At 74.4% G+C, this 12,125-nt stretch carries 13 protein-coding genes; 5 read left to right on the top strand and 8 right to left on the bottom strand.

The window, feature by feature from the left end; genetic code table 11:
- Window positions 1-16 precede the first annotated feature (16 nt).
- The gene (locus ABTY40_RS17645) at window positions 17-619 is read right to left on the bottom strand and encodes a TetR/AcrR family transcriptional regulator (protein WP_352060345.1); all 603 of its coding nucleotides are present in this window, start codon (window positions 617-619) and stop codon (window positions 17-19) included.
- 125 nt (window positions 620-744) lie between these two features.
- Between ABTY40_RS17645 and ABTY40_RS17640 the strand changes: the two genes are divergently transcribed.
- Both ABTY40_RS17640 and ABTY40_RS17635 read left to right on the top strand, forming a co-directional pair.
- Complete coding sequence (locus tag ABTY40_RS17640) at window positions 745-1,689, top strand: TIGR03620 family F420-dependent LLM class oxidoreductase (RefSeq protein WP_352060344.1); 945 nt, start codon at window positions 745-747, stop codon at window positions 1,687-1,689.
- A 163-nt stretch (window positions 1,690-1,852) separates the two neighbouring features.
- The gene (locus ABTY40_RS17635) at window positions 1,853-2,959 is read left to right on the top strand and encodes an NAD(P)/FAD-dependent oxidoreductase (RefSeq protein ID WP_352060343.1); all 1,107 of its coding nucleotides are present in this window, start codon (window positions 1,853-1,855) and stop codon (window positions 2,957-2,959) included.
- Between the two features lie 93 nt (window positions 2,960-3,052).
- On the opposite strand, the gene ABTY40_RS17630 is transcribed toward ABTY40_RS17635, so the two are convergent.
- Genes ABTY40_RS17630 through ABTY40_RS17620 form a run of 3 tightly spaced genes read right to left on the bottom strand, consistent with a single transcriptional unit; the run spans window position 3,053 to window position 6,527 of the window.
- Window positions 3,053-3,508, bottom strand: a complete 456-nt coding sequence (locus ABTY40_RS17630; protein WP_352060342.1) for a MarR family winged helix-turn-helix transcriptional regulator — start codon at window positions 3,506-3,508, stop codon at window positions 3,053-3,055.
- A gap of 43 nt (window positions 3,509-3,551) precedes the next feature.
- Window positions 3,552-4,076 (bottom strand): (2Fe-2S)-binding protein, encoded by a 525-nt coding sequence (locus ABTY40_RS17625; RefSeq protein ID WP_352060341.1) that lies wholly within the window; start codon window positions 4,074-4,076, stop codon window positions 3,552-3,554.
- A gap of 15 nt (window positions 4,077-4,091) precedes the next feature.
- Window positions 4,092-6,527, bottom strand: a complete 2,436-nt coding sequence (locus ABTY40_RS17620; RefSeq protein ID WP_352060340.1) for a molybdopterin cofactor-binding domain-containing protein — start codon at window positions 6,525-6,527, stop codon at window positions 4,092-4,094.
- Window positions 6,528-6,984: 457 nt separating this feature from the next.
- Between ABTY40_RS17620 and ABTY40_RS17615 the strand changes: the two genes are divergently transcribed.
- Window positions 6,985-8,979, top strand: coding sequence for an ABC transporter ATP-binding protein (locus tag ABTY40_RS17615; protein WP_352060339.1), 1,995 nt, complete (start codon window positions 6,985-6,987; stop codon window positions 8,977-8,979).
- A gap of 50 nt (window positions 8,980-9,029) precedes the next feature.
- Here the strand turns inward: ABTY40_RS17615 and ABTY40_RS17610 are convergent, their stop codons facing one another.
- The 3 genes from ABTY40_RS17610 to ABTY40_RS17600 all read right to left on the bottom strand — a co-directional run bounded on the left by ABTY40_RS17610 (window position 9,030) and on the right by ABTY40_RS17600 (window position 10,309).
- On the bottom strand, window positions 9,030-9,350 hold the full coding sequence (locus tag ABTY40_RS17610; protein ID WP_352060338.1) for a hypothetical protein: 321 nt from the start codon (window positions 9,348-9,350) through the stop codon (window positions 9,030-9,032).
- Window positions 9,351-9,420: 70 nt separating this feature from the next.
- On the bottom strand, window positions 9,421-9,963 hold the full coding sequence (locus ABTY40_RS17605) for a GNAT family N-acetyltransferase (protein ID WP_352060337.1): 543 nt from the start codon (window positions 9,961-9,963) through the stop codon (window positions 9,421-9,423).
- 55 nt (window positions 9,964-10,018) lie between these two features.
- Window positions 10,019-10,309 carry a hypothetical protein gene (locus tag ABTY40_RS17600; protein WP_352060336.1) on the bottom strand — a complete coding sequence of 97 codons (291 nt, stop codon included), beginning with the start codon at window positions 10,307-10,309 and terminating at the stop codon, window positions 10,019-10,021.
- 207 nt (window positions 10,310-10,516) lie between these two features.
- Here ABTY40_RS17600 and ABTY40_RS17595 point away from each other — a divergent pair, with 207 nt between their 5' ends.
- Window positions 10,517-10,954 carry an OsmC family protein gene (locus tag ABTY40_RS17595; protein ID WP_345283087.1) on the top strand — a complete coding sequence of 146 codons (438 nt, stop codon included), beginning with the start codon at window positions 10,517-10,519 and terminating at the stop codon, window positions 10,952-10,954.
- Window positions 10,955-11,204: 250 nt separating this feature from the next.
- On the top strand, window positions 11,205-11,570 hold the full coding sequence (locus ABTY40_RS17590) for a hypothetical protein (protein WP_352060335.1): 366 nt from the start codon (window positions 11,205-11,207) through the stop codon (window positions 11,568-11,570).
- Here ABTY40_RS17590 and ABTY40_RS17585 read toward each other — a convergent pair.
- Window positions 11,561-11,965, bottom strand: a complete 405-nt coding sequence (locus ABTY40_RS17585; protein ID WP_352060334.1) for a nuclear transport factor 2 family protein — start codon at window positions 11,963-11,965, stop codon at window positions 11,561-11,563. The genes ABTY40_RS17590 and ABTY40_RS17585 overlap by 10 nt on opposite strands.
- Window positions 11,966-12,125: the final 160 nt, after the last annotated feature.

The raw sequence follows: 12,125 nt of genomic DNA, 5'->3' as shown, positions 1-12,125 counted from the left end.
GGTCCCGCGTCGGCCCCTACCGGGCTGCCGGGCGGTCCGGCCGTGGGGCGGTCGCGTCGAGGACGAGGGCCAGCAGGCGGCCGGGCTGCCCGGTGTCCGTCCCGTGCGCCGTGGAGAGCGCGATTCCGGCGACGAGCCGGACCAGGTCGTCCGGGTCGAGGTCGGCGCGGGCGAGGCCGTCCGCCTGGGCCCGGGCGAGCACCCGCCGCGCCGCCTCCACGACGGCCCTGCGGCAGTCGTCCCCGGAGCCGTCCGGTGCCTCGACCATCAGGGCGCTGCCCATCCCCTGGTGGAGCCGGGCGTGCGCGAGGAGCGCGTCCAGCCACCGCGCGAGCGCCGCGCCGGGCTCCTCCGTGGCGAGCAGCAGGTCCGCCCGGGCGGTCAGCCGCGCGATCCGGTCGGCGAGGACCGCCGCAAGGAGCGCCTGGCGGTCGGGGAAGTGGCGGTAGAGCGTGCCGGGGCCCACGCCGGCGCGCCGGGCGATCCGGTTGAGGGAGGCCCCGGGCCCGGTCTCGGCGAACTCCTCGTGCGCCGCCGCGACGAGACGGTCGCGGTTGAGGCGCGCGTCGGTGCGCCGGGGCTCCGGAGCGGGGCCGCCGCGTCCCTGGTTCACCGGCATGGTCGTGCCTTTCGGTCGTGCCGCGGCCGGCCCGGCGGGCGGGCGCTGGCCAAACGGAGAGGTTCTCCGTATCGTACCGCCCCATAACCGGAGAGCCTCTCCGGTACGTGACTCGAGGGGGCGGCATGGCCGGCGACGCGCGCGACGGACTCGGACGGATCGGGATCTGGACCTTCGCCTTCGAAGGGCAGCCCGCCGGCCGGGTGCGGGAATCGGCGGCGGAGATCGAGGAGTTGGGGTATGGAGCCCTGTGGTACGGGGAGGCGTTCGGCCGCGACGCGATCGGCCAGGCCTGGCTGCTGCTGTCGGCGACCCGCCGGATGACCGTGGCCTCCGGCATCGCCAACATCGCCTTCCGCGAGCCGAACACGCTCGCCGCCGCGGAACGCACCCTCGGCGAGGCGTTCCCCGGCCGGTACGTCCTCGGCCTCGGCGGTCACCGGGTCGACGCCACCGTCCGTCACGTCGACGGCTACCCCGTGCCGACGCGCGCCCGCGCCGTCACCACCCTGCGCTCCTACCTCGACGCCATGGACGCCTCTCCCGCCCACGGGCCGGTGCCGGACCCCGCGCCCCGGCGGCTGCTGGCCGCCCTCGGCCCGAAGATGCTGGAACTGGCCGCCGCGCGCACCGACGGCGCCCACACCTATTTCGTCCCGGCCGAACACACCGCCACCGCGCGCCGGATCATGGGTCCCGACGCCTTCCTCGGCGCCGAACAGGCCGTCGTCCTGGACAGCCATCCCGCCAGGGCCCGCGAGACCGCCACCGCGCACGTCGCCGGATACCTCTCCGCCGCCCCGCACCAGGAGGCCAACGTGCGCCGGCTCGGTTTCACGGACGAGGACATCGCCGGCGGCCCCAGTCGGCGGCTGGTGGACGCGATCGTCGCCCACGGCGACGCCGAGGCGATCCTCCGCCGCGTCCGGGAACACCTCGACGCGGGCGCCGACCACGTCTGCCTCCAAGTCCTCACGGCCGACCCCACCGCCCTGCCGGACACCGAATGGCGGGAACTGGCCCCCGCCCTCACCCCGCTCGACCGACCCGCCGCTCCCGGCGGCGCCTGAGACGGCCCGCCCCGCCCGTTCCCCGGAGGCCTCGACCACCGAACGGACCACGCCGCTCCGGCCCCTGGAATCCGCCACTCCCCTTTTCCTTCTTTACAGTTCGCACCACGAACTACTAACGTTCGTGATGCGAACTAATGGGGATGTCTTCCGAGGGGGAACAATGAACGCAGTTGTCGCGGTCGTCGGTGGCGGCTACGGCGGGGCCGCCGTCGCCAAGGCGCTGGACGAGGCGGCCGACGTCGTCCTGATCGAACCGAAGGACGCGTTCGTGCACGCGGCCGGCTCGCTGCGGGCGCTCGTGCGGCCCGACTGGGCGGAGAACATCTTCTTCCCGTACGACCGGCTGCTGAGCCGCGGCCGGGTGGTGGCGGAGCGGGCCGCCTCCGTCGACGCGAAGGGCGTCACCCTCGCGTCGGGGGTGCGGATCGACGCGGACTACGTGGTCCTCGCGACCGGCTCCTCCTACCCGTACCCGGCGAAGTTCGAGACCGACTCCGCCCGGGAGGCACTCGGCGGTCTGCGTGCCACGCACGGGGAACTGGCCCGCGCCGAGCGGGTGCTGATCAGCGGCGCCGGACCGGTGGGGCTCGAACTCGCCGGTGAGATCAAGGCGGTCTGGCCCGAGAAGCGGGTGACGGTGGTGGACCCGGGGACGACGCTGATGCCGGGCTTCGCCGACGGACTCCGGGACGACCTGCGGGCCCAGCTCGACGCACTGGGGGTGGAGCTGCGGCTCGGCGTCACCCTCACCGAGGAGCCGCCCGGCGGCCCCGGCCGGGCCGGGGCGTTCACGGTCGCGGCCTCCGACGGCGGGCGGATCGGGGCCGACATCTGGTTCCGCTGCCACGGCGTCCGCGTCCACAGCGACTTCCTCGCCCTGGAGCTCGCCGAGGCGCTGACTCCCGCCGGGCACGTCCGGGTGGACGAACACCTGCGGGTCGAGGGGCAGGAGCGGGTGTACGCCGTCGGCGACGTCACCGCGCTCGACGAGGCGAAAATGGCCGGCTACGCGATGCGGCACGCCGAGGTGGTGGCCGCGAACATCCTGGCCCAGGTGCACGGCGAACTGCCCGGGGGCACCTACCGTCCGTCGCCGATCCCGTCCGTCCTGCTGCCGTTGGGTCCCCTGGGGGGCGTGGGACAGTTCCCGTCGCCGGACGGCCCCTTGGTCCTGCCGGCCGGGACGGTCTCCCAGTACAAGGGGAACGACCTGTTCACCGGCCGCTTCGCCGAGCTGTTCGGGACCGGGGTCCCGGCGACGGCGTAGGACGGGGCGCGGACCCCGCACTCCGGCCCCCGGGGCCGGCGGAGGCGCGCCACGGCCAGGGGCGCGTGAGCGGCAACGCGCGCCCCTTCCGGATCAGTCCTGGTCGACGAAGACGTCGGGCACCTCGTTGTCGGTGACGACCCGGCCGAGGAGTTCGGCGAGGAGTTCCCGCTCGGGGCCTTCGAGGCCGGCGGGAAGCTCCGCGATCCGGCGGCAGGTCTCGGCGTAGAACTCCTCGGCCGTCCGGGCCCCTTCCCCCGTCAGGGCGACCCGTACGGCCCGCCGGTCGGTGGGGCAGGTCTCGCGGTGGACGAGGCCGAGCCGCGAGGTCCGGTCGACCAGGCCCGTGAGACTGGACTTGGCGAGGCCCAGCTTGCAGCCGAGTTCGCCCATGCCGGTGGGGCCGGGCATGAGCACGCACAGCAACTGCCCCTGCTGCGGGGTCAGGCCGTACACACGGCTCGCCGCCGCATAGACCTCGTTCACGAGAAAAGCCGAGCGCACCAGTGCGGTGACGATCCCGATCTTTCCGCCCTCGTCCTTCGCCATGCCGACACCATACCCGCGCGGACGCGGAAATTCGTATCACGAACTATTCGAGCGGTATTCTCTGTCCGCCACTGGGCGTGGACGCCTCTCCTTCCATGCGGCGGGCGCCTTCCAGGACCGCCTGCCGGATCCGGTGGTAGGTGCCGCACCGGCAGATGTTGCGGATGGCGTCGAGGTCGGCCTCGCCGACCTCGCGGCCGGCCTCGCGGGCCCGGCGGACCGCCGCGACGGCGGTCATGATCTGCCCGGGCTGGCAGTACCCGCACTGGGCCACGTCCAGGTCGAGCCAGGCCTCCTGCATCGGGTGGAGCGCGGCGCCCACCGTGTCGGGAAGGCCCTCGATGGTGGTCACCTCGTCGGTGGGCGCGAGATCCTCGACGGGTACGGCGCAGGGCGTGAACGCCCGGCCGTTGAGGTGGCTCGTACAGGCCTGGCAGACGCCGACGCCGCAGCCGTACTTGGGACCGGTGACGCCGAGGACGTCGCGCAGGACCCACAGCAGGCGGACGTCTCCCTCGACGTCGGCGGTGACGGCCTTGCCGTTCAGGATGAAGGTGTGCTGCGGCACGAAGGCTCCAGGTCTCTACAGGGCGCGGTCGCGGCCGTCGGTCGGGGAGGCGGGCACGGGCGGGACGGTGGGCAGGGGGGTGAAGGCGAGCGGTTCGTGGTGGTTGACGGGGAAGACCGTCGGCATGGTGCCGGTCGCCCGCCCGTAGGCGCAGGCGACGGCGGCCATGGCACCCGCGACCGCCAGCTCGCCCGCCCCGCCCGGCTTGTCGCCGGTCGGGGGCATCACGATGATCTCCAGCTCGGGCGGGGTGTTCCACTGCCGGGTGTAGAAGTACTGGTCCCAGCTGCCCTCCAGGAAGTGGCCGTCGCGCAGGTGGAGCCCGGAGGTGAGGGTGAGGGCGATGCCGTCGGCGATGCCGCCCATCATCTGGGCCTCCAGACCCCGCGGGTTGACGGCGAGGCCGACGTCGACGGCGCACACCACCTTCGTGACGCGCGGACCGGTGTACGCGTCGCGGATCTTCCGCCCCGTCGTCCCGGGGCGGCAGTCGATCTCGGCGAGGACGGCGACGACGGAGTGGTACTCGGCGTGGACGGCGATGCCCTGCGCGGTGCCGGGCGTCATGGTCCGGCCCCACTCCCCCGCCTCCGCGGCCTTCTCCAGTACGGCCCGGGCCCGGGCGTCCTTGACGAGCCTGCGGCGCATCGCGTACCGGTCCTGCCCCGTGCGGCGGGCCACCTCGTCGAGGACGAGCTCCTGGGCGCAGCGCACGTTGGGCGAGTAGATGTTCCGCATCGAGCCGGTGTTGAAGCCCTTGTCGGTCTCGGAGAGCAGCTGGGTGGTGACCCCGAGGTGGTAGGGGCTGATCTGGGTGAGCTGGAACATCGTCTCGGAGAAGGTGAGGTCGGCGACGGGCAGCCGGGCCGCCTCGGCCGTGAGGACCTCGCCGACGCCGTGCCCGAAGTCGGTGACGACGGAGGTGTGCCGCTGTTCGTACGTGAGGACCTCACCGAGCGCGTACGTGGCCCGGACCCGGGAGGTGGACATGGGATGCGTACGGCCCTGGCGGAAGTCGTCCGTGCGGTGCCACATCAGTTTCACGGGCTTGCCCACGGCCCGGGAGATCTCGGCGGCCTCGTGCGCGGCGTCGGCGAAGAGCTTCCGGCCGAAGGAGCCGCCGCCCTCGGTGACGTGGACGCGGACGGCGGACGGGGGCAGCCCCAGGGTGAGGGCGATCCGTTCCTGGGCGACGATCGGGGCCTTGAGCGAGGCCCAGATCTCGGCCGAGTCCGCGCGGACGTCCGCGACGGCGCAGTTCGTCTCCAGCGCGGCGTTACTGGCGAAATGGAAGGTGAAGCGGGCGTCGACTGCCTGGGTGAGGAGGTCGAGCGGCGGGACGACCAGGGGCAGTTCGGCCCGGCGGAGCTTCTCCAGGACGGTGGCGTCGGAGGCTCCCTCGGCGGTACCGGGCCCCCAGGACACCCGGAGGGCGCGGATCGCGTCGATGCACTGGCCGAAGGTGCGGGCGCGGACGGCGACACCGGTGGAGACGGTGACGACGTCGGTGACGCCCGGCATCGCCCGTACCTCGGGGAGGTTGGCGACCGACCGGACGGTGCCGTTGATGGTGGGCGGGCGGCAGACCATGGTGGGCAGCGCGTCCGGGATCCGCAGGTCCATGGCGAACTTCTTGCGTCCGGTCACGGCGTCGAGGGCGTCGAGGCGGCGCCGTCCGGTGCCGATCACGCGGAAGCGGGCCGGGTCCTTGAGGGTGACCTCGACCGCCGTGTCGGTGAGGGCCGCGGCGCGTTCGGCCAGTTCGCCGTAGCCGATGCTCGCGCCGGTGGGTGAGAGCACCGCGCCGGCCTTCGTGGTGAGGGTGGAAACGGCCTCGCCGAGGGCGAGCGAGGCGGCGCGCAGCAGCCGTCCTCGGGCGACGGCGGCGGCGACGCGGAGGGGCGTGTAGGTGGAGACGGTCGTGTTCGACCCGCCGGTGAGCTGGTTGAAGAGGAGCTCCGGCCGTGCGTCGGCGAGGGTGACCCGCACCTTCTCCAGCGGCAGGTCGAGTTCCTCGGCGATCAGCATGGCGCTGGACGTGGTGACACCCTGGCCCACCTCGGCGCGCGGCAGGGCGAAGTGGGCTGTGCCGTCGGTGCCGAGGGTGACGGTGACGAGGTGGCTGGTGGGCAGGGCCGCCGCGGTGAGCAGGTCGTTGAGGTCCAGGACCTCGGCGGGGCCGGGCAGGGAGGGCACGAGGCCGGGGGCGGCCGCCTCGGCCCGGCGGGGGGCGAGGGCCTCCGCGCCGAGCTGGGCGGCGGCGGTCAGGGTGGGCGCGGCCAGCACGTACCCCAGGAACCGCCGCCGTCCCAGGCCAGGACCGGCACCCCGCCCCGTACCGGCGTCGGGGCCGCCGGTGAGGTACCCGGCCCCTTCCCCTCCCGGGCTCCCGTCCCCGCCGCCGTCACCGCGCCCGCCGCCGTCGCCCCGCGCGGAATGCCGCCTCGCCATGGGCCCTCCCCCTCCGTCGTGGTCCCCGGCCTCGGGTGCCGGGTCTCCTCGGGTGCGCGCCGATCATCGCGCATCGGGAAGGGAAGCGGGGCGGGTTCGCGCCGGCCCGTCCGGTGCAGGGCGTCCTCGGCGTTTCGGCCAGGCACGGAAGCGGCGACGGCCCGCGTACCGAAGGGGTCGGTGTATTCCGCACGAACGCGCATTCGCCTGTTCACGGGGTTCGCGCCCCGTCCGAAACACATGTGTTCGAGCGGGTGGGCGGCGTCGTTGAGCCCGGCAACACCCCAACTCCCCCCGTGGAGGCCGTCATGCATCCCCTTCCCCCGGCTTGTCTTCTTCCCGGTACCGGTGCCGGTGCCACTGCCGCGCCCGCTGCGCGCCGGGCCGCCGCCGTCCCCGCTTCTCCCGCCGCCGGGTGCTCCGGCGTCCCGGCACGTCCGGACACGAGGGGGCCCGCATGACCAGGGCGAGCGCCGCGGCGACGGCTGCCGCGACGGACGGTCCGTCCGCGTCCGAACGGCTCCTGTTCGGGGGCGAGCTCACCTACGACCACGGGTGGGGCGCCCACGACGGGGCCTGGCTGAAGCTGGGCCTGCGCGCGATGGCCGGGTCGCTGCCGCGGCAGGTGGCGGTGGCCGTCCGGCTGGCCCGGGAGGCCGATCCGCGCGCCTTCGCCACGGTCGCCCTGAGCGAGGTGACGCGCGGCGTCGCCCAGGCCGTCTCGCTGGTCGCCGTCAACGCCCTCCTCGTCGAACTGCTCACCCCCGGCGACATCACGGGCCGGCTGCGGGCCGCGCTGCCGTCGCTCGTGCTGGTCGCGCTCCTGGCGGTGATCGGCTCGGCGTGCAGGTCCGCGTCGTCCGCCGCGACGGGCATCCTGGAGCCCAAGGCGCAGCGCGTCGCGACCGAGCGGTACCTGGGGCTGGTGGCGCGGGTCGAGCTGGAGGCCATCGAGGACGACGCGTTCCACAAACTGATGGACTCGGCCCAGTGGGGCGCCGACTCCGCCCGCCGGATGGTCGGTTACTGCACCTCCGTGGTGACCTCCGCGATCTCCCTGGTCGCGGCGGCCGGTGTGCTCACCGTCCTGCACCCCGTCCTCCTGCCGCTCCTCATGCTCATGGCGCTGCCGAACGCGTGGGGTTCGCTCACCATGGCCCGGCACCGGTACGTCAGCTGGCACCGCTTCGTCCAGCACGTGCGGGCGGCGAAGCTGATCGGCCAGCTCCTCATCAACCAGCAGGCCGCGGCGGAGATCCGCGTCCACGGCGTGGCGCCGTTCCTGCTGCGGCACTTCCGGCGCATGGCGGAGACCAGCGAGCGGGAGCAGACCCGGCTCTCGTGGACCGGCGCCCGCACCCATGTGGTCGCGGACGCGGCGCGCGGCGCGGCGACCCTCGCCACGTACGGCACCCTCGGGCTGCTGCTGTGGGACGGGCGGATGGGGCTCGCCATGGCCGGCACGGCGGTGCTCGCGATCCGCAGCGGGACGGCGAGCATCACCGATCTCGTGCTGCGCGTCACCGACGTGCAGGAGGAGGCGCTGTTCGTCGCCGATCTGCAGACGCTGTGCGAGGAGGCCGCACGGCGTGCCATCCCCGCCGGAGGACGGGATCTGCCGGACACGGTGGACGAGATCAGGTTCGAGAAGGTGAGCTTCACCTATCCCGGAGCGGACACGCCGTCCCTGCACGAGGTCGATCTCGTCATTCCCCGGGGCCGGACGGTAGCCGTGGTCGGCAGGAACGGCTCGGGCAAGTCGACGTTCGTCCGTCTGCTGAGCGGGGTCCGGCTCCCCGACTCGGGCCGGGTGCTGTGGGGCGGGGTGAGCACCGCGGAGGCCGACCGGGCGCAGATCTTCGACCGGGTCGCCATGGTCGCGCAGGACTTCTACCGCTGGCCCTTCACCGCCCGGGTCAACATCGGCATCGGCCGCAGCGCCGTCCCCATGGACGACGTGAGCATCACGACCGCGGCGGTCCACGCCGGTGCCGACGAGGTGGTCGAGAAGCTGCCGCGCGGCCTGGACAGCCTGCTGGCCCGGGGGTACAAGGGCGGGCAGGAGATCTCCGGCGGCCAGTGGCAGAAGATCGGTCTCGCCCGCGCCCGCCACCGCGGGGGCGCACTGCTGATCGTGGACGAGCCCACCAGCGCGCTCGACCCGGCCGCCGAGCAGCGGGTCTTCGACCAGATCCACCGGCTCGCCGGCTCCGGCCGGACCACGGTCCTGATCACCCACCGCCTCCACAGCGTCCGCAACGCCGACCTCGTCTACGTCCTCGACGGGGGCCGCGTCGTCGAGCACGGCACGTTCGACGCGCTCATGGATCCGGCCACCGGGACCGGCGTGTTCCGCGAGATGTACGAGCTGCAGGCCCGCCAGTTCCTGCGGCCCGGCGTACCGGCGCAGGCCTCGCCGCTCGACGCGGTGGGTGAGGAGCGGTCGCCGTGACGCGACCCGCCGGGGCCGCCTCGCGGGGCGGCCCCGGCGGGAAGGGGGCCTCAGCCCGCGGAGGGCACGGTGTCCGCCACGAGGCGGGCGAGGTCCCGCAGGCGACGCCAGTACGCGGGGTCGTCCGCCGCGGCGAGCTCCGGCATGACGCGGTCCAGTCTGTCGAGGCAGCGCAGGAGGATGCCGTGGCCCCGGGCGTCGAGGGAGCCGCCGTTCTTGAGCCAGGTGTGCACGAAGCCGGCGGTGTCGGCGTCGAGCGTCACCATGTCGACGTCGGCCCGGTCCGCGCCGCGCAGGCCGCGCGGGTACGGCGCGCGCATGTGGTCCTCGTACAGGCGGCCGACGGTGTCGAGCGGATGAGGCGCGGTCAACGCGTTCCCTTCGTGGTGCGCAGGTGTCGTCGGAGCGGGGAGAAGGAGGGACGGGAGGAGGCGGTGGGGCTCAGGCCCGCGCCGTCGGCTTCCACTCCTCCGCGAGGAGCCCGAGCAGCACCTCGTCCGCGAATTCGCCCAGCACCCATGCCGAGGAGCGCAGGACGCCTTCGCGGACGAACCCGTTGTTCTCGGCGGCCCGCAGCATCGCGGTGTTGTCCGCGAGGGTGTCGATCTGCAGCCGGTGCAGGCCGCGCACGACGAAACCGTAGTGACACAGCACCGCGACCACGTCGGTGCCGTACCCGGCCCCCCGGGCGGACGGCAGCAGGCCCAGACCGATGTGGGCGGAGCGGTGGTGGGTGTCGATGCCCCACAGCGCCGCGGTGCCGATCAGCGAACCGCCGTCCAGTTCGACCACCGAGAAGGCGACGCGCCCCTGTTCGGTGTCGTCCACGACGAGCCGCGGGTCCCTGGATCCGGGAGTCATCGGCCGCCACGGCGAGCCTTCGGCCCGCGAGCCGGTCACCACGTCGTCGTAGAGCTCGGTCCGCAGGACCGGGATGTCCTCCTCGTGCCGGGCGCGGAGCCCGACCTTCGTGCCTCGAAGCATGGGGTCTTCCTATCCGGCCGGTCCGTGCGGCCGCAAACGGATATCCGCAGGGCGGTCAGGAGTTCGCGCCGGACCGCGCGCCGGCCCTCCGGCGGGCGGGGCGCGGGCGGCGGGCGCGGCGGGCCCGCTCGACCGCCCGGTCACCGCAGGAGCGCAGCTGGGCGCGGCTGAGGTGGGCGCGCCGGCCTCCGGAGGTGATGAGCGCGTTGACCGTGACGGTGGGGTCGCCGCCCACCGAGCGGGCCAACAGCGCGCCGACGACCAGCGGAGCCAGCGCGACGGCGAGGGCGGAGCCGGTGGCGGTGACGTGCCTGAGCGGGCGGGGGCGCGGGGTGTCGGCGTTCATGACCCCAGTTCAGCAGCGGTGCGCCGGGGCGGCATCGGTCGGCGTACTCAGGAGCGGAGCCGCGGGTACTCAGACGGCACGGGCCGGGAACCCCGGCGGCGACGGCGCGTCCGTGTGGCGCGGACGGGGGCGGTGGGGTTGCGTGGGCGGGACGGGCCGTACCGTACGAGCGCGACCGCCCACCGACGACGAAGGAGCACCGCCGCCATGGCCGACTACCGGATCGAGACCGTCCGCACCGGGTACCGGAACTGGACCGCCCGCAACGACCGGGGCGCGGAGGTGCGCATGGCCGCGGCGGACGACGCCGACGCGCAGCCGTCGTTCACCCCGGTCGAGCTGCTGCTCGCCGCGATGGGCGGCTGCGGCGGCCTGGTGATCGACCGGACGGCGCGGGCCGTGGACCACGACGACCTGCGCATCGTGGTGGAGTCGGTCTCCGGCCCGGAGGACGACGGCCGGATCGGGCGCATCCGCGTCAGCTACGAGTTCGACCTCCCCGACACCAACCCGCGCGCGGCGGAGGTGTTCGCGCGGGGCGTGCGCCTGACGCACGAGAAGTTCTGCACGGTGAGCCGCACCGTCGAACACGGCGCCCGCGTCGAGGCCGTCCTCCCGGACGGCTCGACCGGCTTCGAGGGCTGACCCCACCGCACGCCGCGCACCGGGCCGTCCGCCCACGGGCGGGGGCCCTCCGCCCCTGCGCGGGGACACCGGCGCGTCCCCGGAGGCGGCCCCGGACACGGCCCAGAGGAGGAGCGCAAGGCGGAGGAGTGAGTCCACGCGGTGGGGGCACCTCCCGGGCGCAGCTCCGGGGGAGACGCGAGCCCGGCACGATCGGCGAGACACCCCCTAGACTCGGGCCGACCGAAGGGATGGGGGAAGGCGGCCGGCCATGCGGTGGAGCGTCGATGGCGTGCTGGGGGCGCTCGTCGCCGTGGTGGGCGTCGGGCTCACGGCGGCCGGGGTGCTGTGGAGGGGGCGAGCGGTGCGACCGTTCGCCGCGTCCCGGGCGCGGGCGGCCGAGCATCGCGCGTACACGCGGGCCCTGTTGCGGGCGGCGGACCAGGTGATCGCGGCGGCCCGCCGGTCGGCGGGGGACGGTGAGCCGGCGATCGTGACGGTGGACGCCGTGGAGCGGCTCGTCCGGGAGCGGTACGGCTACGCGGAGGTGGAGCGCCGGCACGCGGCGGCGGCGCTCCGGCGCCGGTACGAGCGGGGCCGGTGCGCCGTCGACTGCGTGACCGACGCCTACGGCTGAGGCCGCGTCCCGGGGACGGGTGTCCCCTGGTGGTAGTACATGCGCAGGGGCCCGGCGAGCGGGTTCTCGGGGTCCCGGCGCCAGAGGGAGCTGCGGCGCACCCGGAGGCCGTCGAGCTCGGTCTCGTAGGAGAGGTGGACGACGCCGGGGGCGAGCAGGGTGCCGGTGAAGCCGGTCGCCTCGAGCCGGGGGCCGTCCTCGGTGGCGCCCGTCATCTCCGGGAGGGAGGCGATCATCTCCTCGTAGGTCCAGCGCCGCCCGGAGGCGCCGACCTCGGTGAACTCCGGGTCCAGGAGCGCGGCGGCCTCGGCCCGGGAGGAGCGGACGGCGGGGTCCAGAAGGGCGCGTTCACCCGCGAGGGCCTCGGTGATGTCGGGGTGCTGGACGTCGTTCACCGTGTCACCCCCGAGAGGGCGGCACGGTGCACGGTGAAGATCCTTCGATCGTCGCTCATGACGGCATTGTGCCTGGTGGCGAGCGTGGGGTCACGGGATTTCCGCCCGGTCCGGGAGGGCGTGCGCCGGGGCACGGGTCTTCCCGCCGGGGCCGGAGCGC

The sequence above is a fragment of the Streptomyces sp. NPDC126503 genome (genome assembly GCF_040302405.1).
Taxonomy (GTDB): Bacteria; Actinomycetota; Actinomycetes; order Streptomycetales; family Streptomycetaceae; genus Streptomyces; species Streptomyces gulbargensis.
Note: the sequence above shows the minus strand (reverse complement) of the source record. Positions and strands in the feature narration are given on the sequence as shown.

Bases quoted from the DNA above. Each gene is read 5' to 3' on its own strand.
- ABTY40_RS17635 (WP_352060343.1), top strand. From the start codon at position 1,853: ATGAACGCAGTTGTCGCGGTCGTCGGTGGCGGCTACGGCGGGGCCGCC.
- ABTY40_RS17645 (WP_352060345.1), bottom strand. From the start codon at position 619: ATGCCGGTGAACCAGGGACGCGGCGGCCCCGCTCCGGAGCCCCGGCGC.
- ABTY40_RS17640 (WP_352060344.1), top strand. From the start codon at position 745: ATGGCCGGCGACGCGCGCGACGGACTCGGACGGATCGGGATCTGGACC.
- ABTY40_RS17605 (WP_352060337.1), bottom strand. From the start codon at position 9,963: ATGCTTCGAGGCACGAAGGTCGGGCTCCGCGCCCGGCACGAGGAGGAC.
- ABTY40_RS17620 (WP_352060340.1), bottom strand. From the start codon at position 6,527: ATGGCGAGGCGGCATTCCGCGCGGGGCGACGGCGGCGGGCGCGGTGAC.
- ABTY40_RS17630 (WP_352060342.1), bottom strand. From the start codon at position 3,508: ATGGCGAAGGACGAGGGCGGAAAGATCGGGATCGTCACCGCACTGGTG.
- ABTY40_RS17595 (WP_345283087.1), top strand. From the start codon at position 10,517: ATGGCCGACTACCGGATCGAGACCGTCCGCACCGGGTACCGGAACTGG.
- ABTY40_RS17590 (WP_352060335.1), top strand. From the start codon at position 11,205: ATGCGGTGGAGCGTCGATGGCGTGCTGGGGGCGCTCGTCGCCGTGGTG.
- ABTY40_RS17615 (WP_352060339.1), top strand. From the start codon at position 6,985: ATGACCAGGGCGAGCGCCGCGGCGACGGCTGCCGCGACGGACGGTCCG.
- ABTY40_RS17600 (WP_352060336.1), bottom strand. From the start codon at position 10,309: ATGAACGCCGACACCCCGCGCCCCCGCCCGCTCAGGCACGTCACCGCC.